Genomic DNA, 15,349 nt, shown 5'->3' on the forward strand with positions numbered 1-15,349 from the left:
ACGATTCATATTTGATTAAGCTTTTTTCGTATCTACTACTTTAATATCTTCAGCATAAATCTTTTCTGCATAGTCTTTAATGTTTTTCCAGCTATCTTTCGCAATGTTTAAATCTTCTTTAATGAAAACAAGGTCATTCGGACTAATTGAATCTACATTTTGAAGTAAAGAATTGTATTTTGATCCCATTGTGTACCATTGGTTTGAAATGTTTTGCAACGCTGTAATTGCAGTATCAATTGTATTTGTTAAATACTCCGTTTGTGTTTTAATGTTCGTTAACCCAGCTACTTCTAATTGAGCAGTTGTAACTTGTCCTGTTATTTTTTGAATTTCAGCTTGTGCATTATCAAGTTCTCTCTTCGCTAATACGATTCCAGCTGTACCACCGCCTACAGCTGCTGCACCACCTGCAATTAACGCGACTCCTAGCGGCGTTCCTGCACCTGTAGCAATAACTACTGCACCACCAATAATTGCAATTGGTCCTAGAGCTGTCGCAACTGATGAACCGATAATAATTGCATTATATTTACTAATTGCTTCATTGTACGTTGTAATTTGATTTTGTAGAAGCGGGATTCCTGCATCTTGACTAGCTAATATAGATGTAATTTGATTTGCATCACCCTTGAAGTTTTGCGTATCGGACGTCATTTTGTTTCGGAATTTCTTCAAGTCTTCTACTAACTGATCTACTTGCGCTTTATTTTCATTAATACTACTTGATAATCTAGTTAAACCTTTCGTAAGAGTCGCTTTATCTTTTGCATCTACCGCATCAACTAAAGTATCATAATAGTTTTGGAATTTCGTATTATAATTAATAATATTTTGATTCGTTGAAATAAGCTGTGGTTTTAATACATCTAACCATTGCTTCGCGTTTCCTCTAGCTGTATCCTGGTGCTGAATCACTTTCCCTTTTAAAGCCGCATCAACAGACGACACATTGCCAAAGTTAACATTACCTTGTTTAATAATTGTTAAAGCGTACAGATCCATTACTAAAGCGTTTGAACCTGTTCTTTCCATTGCATCTTTTAGGCCTTCTGGTCCTAATGAATATTCCTCATAGTCATTATAAGCTTTTGCTACCGCATGGACTGGGGCTTGTTTCACTGTGCTTTCAGCTGCATACGTATGGGCTGGCATGATGTTTCCTGCTGCAAATACTGCCATAAGTGCTGATAGAGCCATTACTTTATAAGGTTTTTTTGTCATTTTTCTTCTCTCCCTTATCGTTACTTATTTTTAATGTACTTCAACGTTTGTAACGTAATCTTCAAATTGATTTGTTTGCTTATTCATTTCATCACTTACTTTTTTAATTTGATTGAAATGTTTTTGAAGTAAACTACTATCTGTATATGTGCCTTCTTCAACATTCTTTTGAATTTGGATCATATTATTATTTAAAACTTTCCAATCTGTTAATAACGTTTCTAAAGTTGTAATTTGACGATCGATTAGTTCTGTAAAGCTACTTACTTGATCTTCAACGAATGTAATTTGTGTCGCCTCTGCTTCAGTTTGTGATAACTTTTGAATAAGTGGTAGTAGCTCTTTTTGTTTTTGCTGAATACGAAGAGCTGCTTCTCTCGTTTGACTATCGGCAGCATTTACAATTTCATTACTTAAAGTACCGATAGAAACGAAATCAATTGTCTTCGTTTGTGCAGTTTGATTTGTAATTGTAAATACTTGTTTACCTATATTAATAGAACCTTTAATAATTTCTTGAGGTCTATTTAAAATAGTCGTTAACTCTGCTTGAATTTCCCCTTGAATTCTTTTTATATCTTCTCTTAATTTCACAATATCTCCACTTGATCCTTGCAGTGTTTTTATTGCTTCATCAGCTTTACTTGATAAGTTGCTACTATCTTTATCTAATACCGTTTTAAATCGATTTAACTCTAATAAATCTTGCTCCATACTCTCTTGGATGCTTTGTACTTGCAGTTGTAATTTTCCATATGCGCCTGTAAAATCTGCTTTTGCCTGTTCATCTTCATTTACGTTTCCTGTTAGTTCATAGAGCTTACTATAATAACTATTAAATCTAGTACTATATCTCATCATCTCTTGATTTAAATCGATTAGCTTCGGATTATATTCATCGATCCACTCTCTTACATTTGCCTTTGCAAACTTTTGATGATTCGTCAAACTACTCATCGCATTCACCTTAATGTCTGGCTGTTGTAAAATAACTAATCCGTATGCTTGTATAAGCGGTGACTGTGATCCTAACATTCTAATTGAATTGGATAATGTATTTGGAGCAATTACATTTTGTGCATATACTGCTTTCACTTCTGTTTGCCCCTCCTTAGCGTAAGCGCTTACAGGAATAAAACAACTCGTAGATACTGCTGTAACCAATAACCCTGTAATTAAAGTCTTTTTCACTTTAACTCCTCCTATGTATTAGCAACTATTACTATCGCATTTTATTATTCTATTTTCTTGCATATAGTTTGAGATGGTTAAAATAGAGAACGTTCTCAACGTGATTCCTGTACGAACCATCTCTCCCAACTGTTATTGCTACAGTACTTACTTATTGCGATAAAACATTTCATAACTTTTCATATGTGGTTAGTATGAATAAGATTGTATAAAATTTCTCTTTCACCACAATTCCCACATTCGTACAGTGAATATATTACACAAAAATATTATTCATTTTAAAATATTTTTCGTACAGAAGTATGAAATTTCGTTTTGTTTTCATGTAAGTTTTGTACTGTAAGATCATTTAAACACAGCTATTTATATAACGTAAAGAAGTATTTTCATTCCCTTTATTTTCAAGCTTCTCTGTCCTTATTCCAAAATATGATCCGCTTCAATTCTCCAATTGAAATATCCATATATCACAACAAAAACCTCTACTCACTTATAGATATGAAAATTATATTAATATATCTTTTGGGTTCGTATGCAATTATGCATAGTGCATACACAAAAAGGATAGCTCCATTTTCATGAAGCTATCCTTAAAAAACCTTCTTACTTTTTCAAATGATATGGAACTGTCGTAATAACAACATTTCTTTTATAAAGTAAATACGCACGAATGAGTAAACTAGACTGATTATGAAGAATGTTATGCCAACCTTTTTTCGGAATGAACTGTGGTATAACTACAGTAACTCGGTAATTTGATTCACTCGCTTTATATTGCACTGTATCAATAAACTTTGTTAGCGGTTGAATAATACTTCTATAATGAGAATGTAAGGTAACAAGTCTTACTTCAGGTTGCCACTTCTTCCATTTCTCTTCAAATTTCTTTTCCTCTTCTCTGTCAAAAGCAACATATACAGCGATAACTTGATCTGCAGAAAGAGACTTCGCATAATTCAATGAATTTTCTACCACATGTGTCATACCAGCCACAGGAACGACAATTACATTTCCTTCAATCGGAACAATTCTCTCACAAGTTTTTAAACTTAATTGATCGCCTACTGCATCATAATGCTTCTTAATTCGGTGGAACAAGAAGATAATGACAGGTAAGAAAATAAGGATTGACCAAACTTGTGCGAATTTAGTTAAAAAGAACATACTCATTACTATAAAACTAATGACTGCTCCTATTAAATTGACCGTTAATCTCAAAGCCCATCCTTCAGGTTTCTCACGAAGCCATTTTAATACCATACCCGTTTGAGAAAGGGTAAACGGAATAAATACACCTACCGCGTATAACGGAATTAAATGTTCCGTTTGTCCTTGGAAAGCTACAATTAAAATAATCGAAGCGATTCCAAGTATAATAATACCGTTTGAGTAACCTAGGCGGTCTCCTCTTATCGTAAACATTCTCGGTATAAACTTGTCTTTTGCAAGGTTAACTGCTAATAGTGGAAATGCAGAATAACCTGTATTAGCAGCAAGAATTAATATTAAAGCAGTTGTACCTTGTATGAAATAGTACATGAAATTACGTCCAAATGTTTGTTCAGCAATTTGTGAAACAACTGTTACTTCCTTACTTGGATTCACTCCGTAATAATAAGCCAAAAAGACAATTCCTGAAAATAATACTGCAAGTAATGCCCCCATTGCGAGCAATGTTTTCGCTGCATTATTAGGTGCAGGATCTTTAAAGTTTGGAATTGCGTTAGAGATCGCCTCAACCCCTGTTAAAGCAGAACTTCCTGAAGCAAATGCTCGTAGCAGTAAAAACAAACTAATTCCTGCAACCGGCGTTCCAATCGGCGTGTGCAAAGTCGGTGAAACGTGACCAGTTATAATATTATAAATACCTACACCAATTAATATAAATAGTGCTAGAACAAATAAATAAACAGGATATGCTAAAACGGAAGCTGATTCCGTTACCCCTCTTAAATTTAATATCGTAATAAATATAACAAATATAATCGCAATGATTACATTATGTGCATGTAAAGTAGGAAAAGCTGATGTAAGCGCATCTGTACCTGCAGACACACTTACCGCAACAGTTAAAATATAATCGACTAATAAAGATCCTCCAGCTATTAACCCTGGATTCATCCCTAAGTTTTCTTTTGATACAACATACGCTCCTCCGCCATGCGGATAAGCAAAAATAATTTGTCGATAAGATAAAATAAGAGCTGTCAATAATACTAATACCCCAACAGCGATTGGAATGGAATACCAATAAGCTATTGCTCCTAGACCTGCTAGTGCGATTAATATTTGCTCTGGTCCGTATGCAACTGATGATAATGCGTCAGAAGATAAAATGGCTAACGCCTTCGTTTTATTAAGCTTTTGCTCTCCTAACTCAGTTGATTTTAACGGTCTTCCAATTAAAAACCTTTTGATAGATGAAACCACTGCTGTCCACTCTCCAATAATTTTGTACGAACTTTTCTGCTAGTTACAGCGGATAAACTATTTCTTCAGAACACAAAAAATGCCTACAAGCCATAACGAAATAGACTTGTAGACATTAAATTTTTTGTCGCACAAGCTCCACCTTCCTTCTCAATATAACGCTTACGAGGTTAGCTGTCGGATTCGGGCCTATGAGTAGCCCTACCTTTTTCAAGGATTCACCCCATCGGATTAAGTACTAATCCATAAGAACGGGTCCCCCGCACCATGCGGTTTCAGCGATTTAGAAAATTGAAACTGTGGATTATAATACTCCTTTATTTTCAAAATGTAAACAAAAATTTTGAAAAAGTAAAAACTTAAGACGATTGCGCATAATCCGCCGGTAAATATACATAATGAATACTAAAAAACCGATAAAGGAGATCCACATGTCTAAAGAAAAGAAGCCTATTTTTTCCGATTCCTATTTAGATGCATTAGCAAATGAAATTAATCAGTTATATGGTAACCGTGATAACGAAAGAAATACGACAGAAAATACAAAAAGAAACGAATAAGTTGTCAAAAATAAAAAAGATAGCAACATTTATATGTTGCTATCCTTTACTCTTTTTCATACCCTTTCTTTAGTTAAAATCATTTTTTCATACACTTTCAAATTTTGATATACCGCACCCAATAATGGTGCTTCTACAGAAAATTGTTCTGCTAAATCTAGTAAGTATCCTTGCAAGTGCGTCCCTTCAACGGACGAACCTTTTTCCATATCACGCTGCATCGATGACTTCATATTATACGAAATTTTATCAATTGTTTTCATATGTTCCTGGGCAATATCTTCCTTAATTGGTGCTCCTATAAATCTCATGATTTGCACACATTCTTCAAATAAGTTTTGGATAAAATCACGTCCACCTTCGCTTTCACGAATCGGTCCTATCGGTGCACGCATTAATGTCGTCACACCCGACATTACAGTAATGAATAAATATTTATGCCACATATCTTGCGTAATATTTTCACTTAATACAAAACTAGATTTCGTACCTGCAAATGCTTTAGAAATATGCTGTATTCTCTCTGAATCATGAGACTTAATTTCTCCAAATACAAGCCTGTTGGCAGCACTCGTTTGTACAATTTCCCCTTGATCGTTTAACGTCGTCTCGATAAAGCATAAACCGCCAATTACTTTTTCTTCGCCAAACTCCTTTTGTAATAGTGATACATGAGCAATACCATTTAACAATGGAATGATGACCGTATTTTCACCAACAAACGGCTTTACATCTTGAATTGCCTCGTTTAAGTGATACGCTTTTGTTGAAAATAAAATGACATCAAATGGAGCAGTTCGATTTTCCTTCGTTATTAATTTCGGTTGGAAGGAAAAATCTCCGTTAATGCTTCGGATTACAAGTCCTCTTTCCTCCAATTGTTTTTTCCGTTTACTACGAACAAGAAACGTAACATCTTCCCCTTTTTCTACTAATCGACCTCCAAAAAAGCCTCCGACGCCACCAGCTCCTAATACTAAAATCCGCATACAACATCCCCCTTTTCAAAATACAAATTTATAACTTTTAGTATACATAACATTATACATGTCCCCTACTAAATAAGCTGAATTTTCATTCTTAACCTAGTATAAAACAGTGGTTATTTTCGAATGAATTTGGGCATGTTGTTTTTATAGCATATATGGAAAGGAAACAATGTAAATGGAGGCAATACAAACAATCGAGGAAAAAGATGTAACAACAGCCATATTTCAATTTATATTCCCGTTTTCTTTTAAAACTGGATATGAACAAAATATGTTCCCTTTCTTACAGAAAAATGATTTTCACCCTTTTCGACTCGATCATCTTGAAAATGAAAATACATACTACGGAAAGTTTCAAGTTTCACATCAAAATATGGAAGCATACTATCTTTCATTTACAAATAAAATTCTATTTCCTCACTCAGAGCATCAAAAAGGGTTACAGCGCTATTCTAAAGACCTTAACTTAACTGGACATTTAACAACAAATCTTATTTCCGTTCCATTCAAGATTCATTCCATCGACGTAACACTTTGTCCTTATGAGCTTGGATTCTTAACAATTCGAACAGAAGTAGAAACCACTCCAAATATGACATTGTCAGAAACAATTGAATTTGCTGCACGCTTCCGTGTACTTGAAACTAAAAATGATACGAATGAAACGATTTGTATTGAATGTAACGGAAAAAAGTATTCCCAAGTGGAAAGATTCATTTTTAGTTATTTATTTCATGGTGTAACCGATTTCTTTGAGAAGAAGAGATTACGTAGTTCTTACTTTCAAACCTTTCCTTTCTTTGAAGACCAAAGAATGTACGTTCAAACTTTATTATCTATAAAAGAAGATATGGAACTGAATGAAGTCGATGTTTATCGTACTTCCAGTCTTTCCGGGTTAACAAGTGATGGCAAAGCATATGTGAGTGCAAATAATCTTCCTTATATTCATGACTATTTAAAACAACATGCTTATCAAAGATGGGCTCCGAATCGCTATTTCATAATGGGAGAACATATATTCACATGTGTAACAAATGAAGGCGCACGCGAATTTACTAAACTTGCGAGTCAAATGTATGGGGAGTTTTATTACGCTTTATTATTAAATCTATTTCATAAAATTGTTTTATTAAAAATGGCAAACGCTTATGCTGAACTAAACATTGAACAAGATACAAATGAAATAGAAAAATTAATTTACTCAATCAATTCGTTTACGGCGAATTACTTTTCTTTAGAGCTAGTATCCCAATCACAGAGTGAAGACATTTTCTTTCGCTTAAGAAAGCTTTTTAACATCGAGGTTTTATACTCGAATGCAAAACAAAATCTTGATAGTTTATTTAAATATCAAGAAAATGTCGCTTCCAAAAAAGATAGCCTTTTACTATTAATTTTAACGCTCTACTCTGTAGTAGGCCAAATGTTAGGGTTTACTATGATTGATTTGTTAAGAAACACAGATTCAAACAAAATATCATCACCACTTGAATTTTTCGCACTTTTAATAGCAATTAGCGGCATCGTCATTTCACTTATTTTAGGTGCGCAAAGTTTATACCAATGGAGTATACAACATAAACGAAGAAAAGCATGGGTAAAACAAACTGTACTTTCTGCTGTGAAAGAGAAAGATGATAAAAATTAAAAATGCGTGACGCATTTCAGTGAGTGAAATTTATATCGGCGATTTTCCGATTATATCAGCGCAACTCAAAATATATCAGCGATTTTTCAAATATATCGGCGCAACTCAAAATATATCAGCGATTTTTAAGATATATCGACTTACCGACAAAAACTGACAAAAAAAACACATCATAAAAAAGTACTCCAAACTAAAATTCGGAGTACTTTTTTACACTAATTTAGCTTACTTCCCTGCTTCGATTTTTTCTAATGCAGCAGCTACTTGCTCTTCAGTTAATTCGTGTTGCACAATATAACGATTACGTGGGTGTACACGACATTCATGAGAACATGCACGTAAATGTTTCGCTTCGTTTTCTTCAGAACATAAAATTTTCTTATTACATTCTGGATTTGCACAGTTTACATAGCGCTCACAAGGTTCACCTGTAAAGTGGTCTTTACCAACGATAACATGCTCTTTTTGGTTTACTGGTACAGAGATACGCTCATCGAATACGTAACATTGTCCGTCCCAAAGCTCACCTTGTACTTCTGGGTCTTTTCCGTACGTTACAATACCGCCATGAAGCTGTCCTACATCTTCGTAACCTTCACGAACTAACCAACCAGAGAACTTCTCACAACGAATTCCACCTGTACAGTACGTTAAAATCTTTTTACCTTCAAGTGTTTCTTTGTTTTCTCGAATCCAATCTGGCAACTCACGGAATGATTCAATATCCGGTTTAATCGCACCTTTAAAGTGACCTAGATCAAATTCATAATCATTTCGTGCATCAATGATAACTGTATTTTCTTGTTTCATTGCTTCATAAAAATCTTTTGGTTCCAAATAATTCCCCGTAATTTCTTTTGGATTAATGTCGTCTTCTAGACGAAGTGTCACTAACTCTGGACGAGGACGTACGTGCATTTTCTTGAATGCATGCCCTTCTTCTTCATCTATTTTAAATACGATACCGTCAAAACGCGGATCATTGTTCATTGCTTCCATGTATTTCTCAGTTTGCTCTACAGTACCAGAACAAGTTCCGTTAATTCCTTCTGTTGCTACAAGAATTCTACCTTTTAACTCAAGTGAATTACAAAATGCTAAATGCTCTGCAGCGAATTCTTCAGGGTTTTCAATTGTTGTGTACATGTAATATAGTAATACTCTGTATGGTTTTGTAGTTGCCAATGTATTTCTACCACCTATCTAATTTTTAAAATCATGTATAAGTTAACGTTCATATCAAAACATATATAATAAGAAAATGAATTCACATTTTCTTCTCTTTATACTATTTTCTATCAGTTAACAAAAATAAAAAACAAGATTACACATCAAAACACTATGGTTAAGTTGTAATCCCAATATATTATATATCATACAAATGCAATTCCATCAATTAATATACTGTATTATAGTCTTTATGTTCACATAAATTTCAAAAATAGCCCTTTAATTTATTATGTTTCCCCACGTCAGCACACCATAAACTCCCAATTTTTATAACACGACACCATCTATTGCATCAAGGCATATAATTTGCACTAAGGAAACATTTATGTTCAAATAAAAATATCACCAATACATTTAAATGTATTGAAATAAATAATAAGAATCCTTACAATAATTTCATCATGTTAACATTTCAAAGGGGAAAACGACTATGAATAAAGATATATCAAAAGATGAACAAGTCCCTTCTCAAAGTACAACTGTTCAATCAGCGCATTTAGCATTAAGCGGACAAACGAAAGGTTTAAAAAGACTATTACCCTTTTTAGGCCCTGCTTTCATCGCTTCAGTCGCTTATATTGATCCTGGCAATTTCGCGACAAATATTGCCGCTGGATCACAATATGGATATTTATTACTCTGGGTAATTCTCGCTTCTAATTTAATGGCTGTATTAATCCAAACTTTATCAGCTAAATTAGGAATCGCGACAGGCAGAAACCTTCCTGAAATAGCCCGAGAGAACTTTCCAAAACCTGTTTCCATCGGCTTATGGATACAAGGTGAACTCGTTATTATGGCTACTGATTTAGCTGAATTTATCGGGGCAGCACTTGGATTGTATTTATTATTTGGAATTCCGATGCTACCTGCCGCTTTAATTACAGCAGTCGGATCATTTATTATTCTTGAGTTTCAACGCAGAGGATTTCGTCCATTAGAAGCTATCATAACAGGAATGATTTTCATCGTTGTTATCGCTTTTGGTGTACAAGTCTTTTATGCAAAACCGGAATTAAGTCCTCTACTTTCAGGGCTCTTCATTCCAAAATTCCAAGGTGTAGACAGTATATTACTTGCAGCAGGAATTTTAGGTGCGACAGTTATGCCACACGCAATCTATTTACATTCTGCCTTAACGCAGCGCCGCGTAGTCGGAACAAATGATGAACAAAAGAAAAAGATTTTCCGCTTCGAGTTTATTGATATTATTATTGCAATGGTTATCGCTGGAGCAATCAACGCAAGTATGTTAATAGTAGCAGCTGCACTATTCTTTAAAAATGGCTTGCATGTCGAAGATCTTGATGTTGCTTTTAACCAGTTCAGTACTTTAGTCGGTCCAGTATCAGCTGCTTTATTTGGAATTGGGCTCTTATCAGCAGGACTATCTAGCTCTTCTGTCGGTACAATGTCAGGTGATATTATTATGCAAGGTTTCATTCGAATGCATATTCCGTTATACTTACGCCGCTTTATTACAATGATTCCACCATTAGTTATTATCGCTTTAGGTGTAAATCCAACTTACGCTCTAGTCATGAGCCAAGTCGTCTTATCATTCGGTATTGCCTTTGCATTAGTACCTCTTATTATGTTTACAAGTAGTAAAAAAATTATGGGTGCACTCGTTAACCACCGCATAACAACCTTTATCGCTTGGATCATTGCTGCACTTGTTATCATTTTAAATATTTTCTTACTGTATCAAACTTTTGTAGGGTAATAAGAAAAGGTATTCCAATAAAACTGGAATACCTTTTTTCAACATGAATAAAAATCCTCATTACGTCTTGAATAATCTTTATTTTCAGACTAGATTATATAATAACAACACATTCTAGTTTCAGAAGAAATGGAGTGAAAGCATGTTTCCTATATTGAAAACCGACCGACTCATTTTACGAGAACTTACCGAAGAAGATGCACCGAGTATACTACAATGCTTTTCTAATACTGACGTACTGCGTTATTATGGCCAAAAACCATTACAGGATATTGATCAAGTAAGACAAATAATTCATAACTTTAAGTTGAGTTACAATGCAAGAAGCGGTATAAAGTGGGGAATTGAATTAAAAGGCAAGAAAGAACTCATTGGAACAATCGGATTTCATGATTGGTCTTCTGAGCATAAACGAGCCAATTTAAGTTATGCCTTTTTCCCTGAACACTGGGGAAAAGGATATGCGACTGAAGCGGTTTCTGAAGTTATATCATACGGTTTCCACACACTTCATTTAAAACGGATCGGAGCAATTGTCTTTCTTGAGAACGAAGTTTCAAATAAAGTGCTATTAAAATTAGGGTTTGAAAAAGAAGGAGTTCTTAAAAATTATATGTATCAAGATGATATCCCCTATGACACGAACTATTATTCTTTATTAAAATGAGTTTAATAGAAATTATGCATAAAAACTCGTTTCAGCATAATAATGCTCTTATACTGCTGGTGATCGAATGTTTTTACCTTCCTCTTCAACAATCACAGAATCTCTTTTTTTTAGTTATTAAGACTTAAATAGTAAACAGTCATAAAAAATAAAGAGCGATACATCTTATGCATGCATAAGATGTATCGCTCTTTTAATTGTTGTTCAACAATCGCGCCCGTTTACTGAAGATTATTTAATTAAACTTTTTAAAAGTTTTCAATATCATTACCTCTTTTCTAAAACCATAAAGAACGTACTATCCGGTAGCGCAACAGCATTCCCAGACTCATCTTTAAACTCGATTTTCTCGCTAAGATGTTGTGTATATCCATCCTGTAAATAGTTCATAGCTTGAACGATGTTTACTTTATCTCCAAAGATACTCTTTATAAAATCCTTATAGTCGTTTGGCGTAAAGATTCCAAACTGCTCTTGCACCTCGTGAACGAAGGAATCCTCGCCCCATGTATACGTATATAAAAACTCCATTGCATCGTTAACAGACATTTTGACTGTATTATCTGCAAGTACCTCATACTGGATTATGCGCCCCTTAAATTCACGGACATACTGCTCTAAGAACTTCATTCCACCTGCATCTTTAAAATGAATCACACGCATTAACGTTTTATCTTCGGTCATGATGCCATCACGAATGATAATACGACCTCCTGGCTTTAACACCTCATAGGCACTCTGCAGCCCCTTTTTAATTACTTCATGATTAAATTTCTTACCTTCATACTCGATATAAGAGAACAGCTCATGAAAGATAGAAGAATATACAATCGTATCAACCGATTCTTTTTCGAACGAGCTGCTTAAGTTGATTGCATCCCCTTTAATGACGTCCCAAGAACGTCCCTCGTTCTGCTTCTTCTTTTTCAGCGTATCAATTACGTTTTCAGAAATATCGATACCGTAGATTCGTTTGTCCTCGGTCTCTTCTTCGATCATGTCTAACATGACACCGCCACCGGATCCGACATCTACAATCGTATCTCCCTTTATATAATCAAGAATAATTCGTTTATCATCAGCTGAGCTATTCATATGCTCTAGATACACTTCTTCGTTATGGAATCTATCATATGCATCCTTACGTAACCCGAAGAAATCAAAGAGCAATACATTTGCCTGAGCATGCATCATATCTATCTTTTCTGCCTCTACACAGAAGGTAATTAACGCCTCACCTACAGCAGAAAACTGAAACGACACATACGCAGTCTTCATATCTTCATCGACTTTAACCTTAAAAGAAACATGCGTTGTATTCGGCTTCTCGTTCTCACGATACTCCCGTAGATACTTCTCAATAACCCGCTTACGATACACGTTGTCCTTCTTCTCGCCTTTGAAATCATAGTGCAACTGTTGCATCAATTTCTCGAAATGTATATGCTGAACCTTTCTATTGCCTATCTCGTTCTTTAACATAACAAAAACTGTCCAAATATCCTCGAAGCTAAGGGCATGCATAGACGGTTCTACATACCACAAATCCTTATCAGATAAAAATGTTTGAACGTCTCTCTTCTCGCTTCCCATAATTATATCTTTTTCAAATACTGACTCCTTATGTTTTGGCGTGAGTCTATGTATACGAGAAGTAAATGGCTCCACATAACCATCAAATAGCCCATCAATTGTAATTTTCACATCGTTCTTTACTTCGCTCCACAAAGATTTTGATACACCCTCAATAATACACTGGTTAAGATAGTATAGAATCTCCTTTAACCTAACGTCTCCGTATTCTTCTTTATATGTGTCAATTAAATCAATATGAGAGTCCAAACGAGCCTCTCCGCGGATATACTGCCCGATTAATCCATGTGTTCTAATTAAATCTCGAACAAACAAATACTCAGTAGAGTTTAAGTTTGTCTCGATACGTTCAATAAACTGAATATTACTAAAGATATCAGCAGAACCCTCGTTATGTACCAATAGATTAATCCCGTTCTTCTTCCATTTCTCTCGCTGTTTTAAAGAGCCTACCTTTGCAAGCTCACTATACGTTAGTACTTTTTCAATAATGCGATACGCTTCTTCATCTAAAGACAATCCATCTAACACTTGCAGTGTACGGTGTACATAGTACAACACCGCATCTGTTTTTAATGCACCAAGTACTTGTACATTCTCATAGTTTTGATGTATCTCCTCTGCCTCGATTAAATACTTTAACCACGTAGGGAGAGTATCAGAAACCCCTTCAATGTATGTATTTAGAACCTCAATGTTTTTCAACCTATTTACCCCCCATATATAATCGATATCAGTAGTATGGTCTGGGACACCTTCTCTAAAAAGATCCTCACCTTATGTCCCCTTTTACCATCTAAATCTCTTTTAAATACAAATGCATCAAACCCAATCTTTTTATCTTGTAAAAGAGAGTTATCAAGTTTTTAACAAATTCTTTTGTTCATCTCTTATTTTAACTTCATCAGAAATTTCAGCGGAATAAACTGTAGGACTCAGCGGATCACTTCTTACATTGATAAACATATGTTGTGATAGAATCAACCGAAAATGGAAACGGCAAGCGGGTGCAATCCACTTGCCGTTTTTTCATAGCTTAGTATGTATTTGAATTTCTTTTGCTTTCTCTTTTTCACCCTTCACGCGTACAATTAAATCATATGATCCGGATTTTGGAGCTTCAAAAGAAAGAAAACCTTCTTTTTGAGAAGTGATTTCTTCTTCATAAATAACCTTATCATCTTTTGTAACTTGCAATAAAATCGTACCTTCCTCAACGGCTGCTTCATAAGGAATTTCCACACTTCCTTTTTCAGCTTTAAGCGTTTGCACATCGTAATACCCTTGCAACGAACCAATTTTCAAAGTCGTTTCCCCATTTTTTTGAACCTTTGTGACTTGTGTTGCTGTATTGCATGCGCTTAACAATACAACAAGAGTAAGAATCATAAATAAACGTAGTAATTTCATAAAAATCCCCCTTTTTTTATGTATATGAATTAAGATTCATTCTTTAACTATTTCAAAAACAACAATAGCTTAAAAGAATCACCGCTTTTCTTCAATTTCTTTTTTAAATAATTTTTGAAACTCTAATTCTGTTTCATTAATAAAACCAAGATGTAACACACTAGAGATATCTTCATGATTCAAAAAGAAATTGTACTCTGAAGAAATATTACCATGAGGGGAAAACAACGTACATAATCCCATGTTTTTTTGTTTCAGAATCCATCTACCTTCTTCCATAAACCATTAGTGGATGTTCCTTCCCAATCTTTAAACTTTACAACAGAACCTATTGGAAGTAATTCTAACTCTAAATTTTATCCCATCTTATTTCTCACCTATTAAAATAGCTTTTTTTACAATAAAATACATAATAGAGAATAATAAAAAAACCCCAATTGTACCGAAAGTTGCAATTGAAATTTTCCCTGCTAATGATTCATTTGGATCTAATGCATTAGGTAGCACTGTCCCAAAAATTGCAATGCAAGCTAATATAACCATAAAATATTTTAAAATTTTCACTTTCTTATTCATACTAATTTCCCCTTTTTTATAAAACTCAAATAATTCTACACAAACACCTCTATTAATTAATCTGAATGCTCTCAATTACCTTTCAATTATACCAACGACAAA

12 protein-coding genes, 1 pseudogene and 1 riboswitch are annotated in these 15,349 nt (G+C 34.4%); of the genes and pseudogenes, 4 read left to right on the top strand and 9 right to left on the bottom strand.

What is annotated here, in order from left to right; translation table 11 throughout:
* Window positions 1-15 precede the first annotated feature (15 nt).
* From nheB to F8162_RS25345, 3 genes are all read right to left on the bottom strand, one after another.
* Window positions 16-1,224, bottom strand: coding sequence for a non-hemolytic enterotoxin NHE subunit B (nheB, locus tag F8162_RS25335; RefSeq protein WP_151630817.1), 1,209 nt, complete (start codon window positions 1,222-1,224; stop codon window positions 16-18).
* 30 nt (window positions 1,225-1,254) lie between these two features.
* Window positions 1,255-2,415 carry a non-hemolytic enterotoxin NHE subunit A gene (nheA, locus tag F8162_RS25340; protein ID WP_151630818.1) on the bottom strand — a complete coding sequence of 387 codons (1,161 nt, stop codon included), beginning with the start codon at window positions 2,413-2,415 and terminating at the stop codon, window positions 1,255-1,257.
* 603 nt (window positions 2,416-3,018) lie between these two features.
* Window positions 3,019-4,845 carry an APC family permease gene (locus F8162_RS25345; protein ID WP_151630819.1) on the bottom strand — a complete coding sequence of 609 codons (1,827 nt, stop codon included), beginning with the start codon at window positions 4,843-4,845 and terminating at the stop codon, window positions 3,019-3,021.
* 144 nt (window positions 4,846-4,989) lie between these two features.
* A riboswitch (cyclic di-AMP (ydaO/yuaA leader) is annotated at window positions 4,990-5,136 on the bottom strand.
* Window positions 5,137-5,276: 140 nt separating this feature from the next.
* Between F8162_RS25345 and F8162_RS29285 the strand changes: the two genes are divergently transcribed.
* The gene (locus tag F8162_RS29285) at window positions 5,277-5,405 is read left to right on the top strand and encodes a hypothetical protein (RefSeq protein WP_264158327.1); all 129 of its coding nucleotides are present in this window, start codon (window positions 5,277-5,279) and stop codon (window positions 5,403-5,405) included.
* A gap of 56 nt (window positions 5,406-5,461) precedes the next feature.
* Here the strand turns inward: F8162_RS29285 and panE are convergent, their stop codons facing one another.
* Window positions 5,462-6,394: a 2-dehydropantoate 2-reductase gene (panE, locus tag F8162_RS25350; RefSeq protein ID WP_151630820.1), complete on the bottom strand. Its 933-nt coding sequence runs from the start codon at window positions 6,392-6,394 to the stop codon at window positions 5,462-5,464.
* A 175-nt stretch (window positions 6,395-6,569) separates the two neighbouring features.
* Here panE and F8162_RS25355 point away from each other — a divergent pair, with 175 nt between their 5' ends.
* A complete protein-coding gene (locus tag F8162_RS25355; RefSeq protein ID WP_151630821.1) occupies window positions 6,570-8,045 on the top strand; it encodes a hypothetical protein in 1,476 nt (491 codons plus the stop codon).
* A gap of 225 nt (window positions 8,046-8,270) precedes the next feature.
* Here F8162_RS25355 and F8162_RS25360 read toward each other — a convergent pair whose 3' ends face one another.
* Window positions 8,271-9,230, bottom strand: a complete 960-nt coding sequence (locus F8162_RS25360) for a rhodanese-related sulfurtransferase (protein WP_151630822.1) — start codon at window positions 9,228-9,230, stop codon at window positions 8,271-8,273.
* A 475-nt stretch (window positions 9,231-9,705) separates the two neighbouring features.
* On the opposite strand from F8162_RS25360, the gene F8162_RS25365 reads away from it, so the two are divergent.
* Both F8162_RS25365 and F8162_RS25370 read left to right on the top strand, forming a co-directional pair.
* Window positions 9,706-11,001 carry an Nramp family divalent metal transporter gene (locus tag F8162_RS25365; RefSeq protein ID WP_048527295.1) on the top strand — a complete coding sequence of 432 codons (1,296 nt, stop codon included), beginning with the start codon at window positions 9,706-9,708 and terminating at the stop codon, window positions 10,999-11,001.
* Window positions 11,002-11,143: 142 nt separating this feature from the next.
* On the top strand, window positions 11,144-11,668 hold the full coding sequence (locus tag F8162_RS25370; protein ID WP_151630823.1) for a GNAT family N-acetyltransferase: 525 nt from the start codon (window positions 11,144-11,146) through the stop codon (window positions 11,666-11,668).
* 267 nt (window positions 11,669-11,935) lie between these two features.
* Here the strand turns inward: F8162_RS25370 and F8162_RS25375 are convergent, their stop codons facing one another.
* The 4 genes and pseudogenes from F8162_RS25375 to F8162_RS25390 form a co-directional block, all read right to left on the bottom strand.
* Window positions 11,936-13,966: a class I SAM-dependent methyltransferase gene (locus F8162_RS25375; RefSeq protein ID WP_151630824.1), complete on the bottom strand. Its 2,031-nt coding sequence runs from the start codon at window positions 13,964-13,966 to the stop codon at window positions 11,936-11,938.
* A gap of 324 nt (window positions 13,967-14,290) precedes the next feature.
* Window positions 14,291-14,671 (bottom strand): hypothetical protein, encoded by a 381-nt coding sequence (locus tag F8162_RS25380; protein WP_151630825.1) that lies wholly within the window; start codon window positions 14,669-14,671, stop codon window positions 14,291-14,293.
* Between the two features lie 78 nt (window positions 14,672-14,749).
* A pseudogene (locus tag F8162_RS29170) lies at window positions 14,750-15,003 on the bottom strand (DUF4176 domain-containing protein).
* Between the two features lie 34 nt (window positions 15,004-15,037).
* On the bottom strand, window positions 15,038-15,247 hold the full coding sequence (locus F8162_RS25390) for a hypothetical protein (RefSeq protein WP_048561144.1): 210 nt from the start codon (window positions 15,245-15,247) through the stop codon (window positions 15,038-15,040).
* Between the last annotated feature and the right edge of the window lie 102 nt (window positions 15,248-15,349).

Origin of the sequence: Bacillus sp. CH140a_4T, from assembly GCF_008923725.1 — a bacterium.
In the GTDB taxonomy this organism is placed as follows: domain Bacteria; phylum Bacillota; class Bacilli; order Bacillales; family Bacillaceae_G; genus Bacillus_A.

Excerpts from the sequence above, each read along its gene's own strand:
- F8162_RS25370 (WP_151630823.1), top strand. The coding sequence starts at position 11,144 with ATGTTTCCTATATTGAAAACCGACCGACTCATTTTACGAGAACTTACC.
- F8162_RS25380 (WP_151630825.1), bottom strand. The coding sequence starts at position 14,671 with ATGAAATTACTACGTTTATTTATGATTCTTACTCTTGTTGTATTGTTA.
- panE (WP_151630820.1), bottom strand. The coding sequence starts at position 6,394 with ATGCGGATTTTAGTATTAGGAGCTGGTGGCGTCGGAGGCTTTTTTGGA.
- nheB (WP_151630817.1), bottom strand. The coding sequence starts at position 1,224 with ATGACAAAAAAACCTTATAAAGTAATGGCTCTATCAGCACTTATGGCA.
- F8162_RS25355 (WP_151630821.1), top strand. The coding sequence starts at position 6,570 with ATGGAGGCAATACAAACAATCGAGGAAAAAGATGTAACAACAGCCATA.
- F8162_RS25390 (WP_048561144.1), bottom strand. The coding sequence starts at position 15,247 with ATGAATAAGAAAGTGAAAATTTTAAAATATTTTATGGTTATATTAGCT.
- F8162_RS25365 (WP_048527295.1), top strand. The coding sequence starts at position 9,706 with ATGAATAAAGATATATCAAAAGATGAACAAGTCCCTTCTCAAAGTACA.
- F8162_RS29285 (WP_264158327.1), top strand. The coding sequence starts at position 5,277 with ATGTCTAAAGAAAAGAAGCCTATTTTTTCCGATTCCTATTTAGATGCA.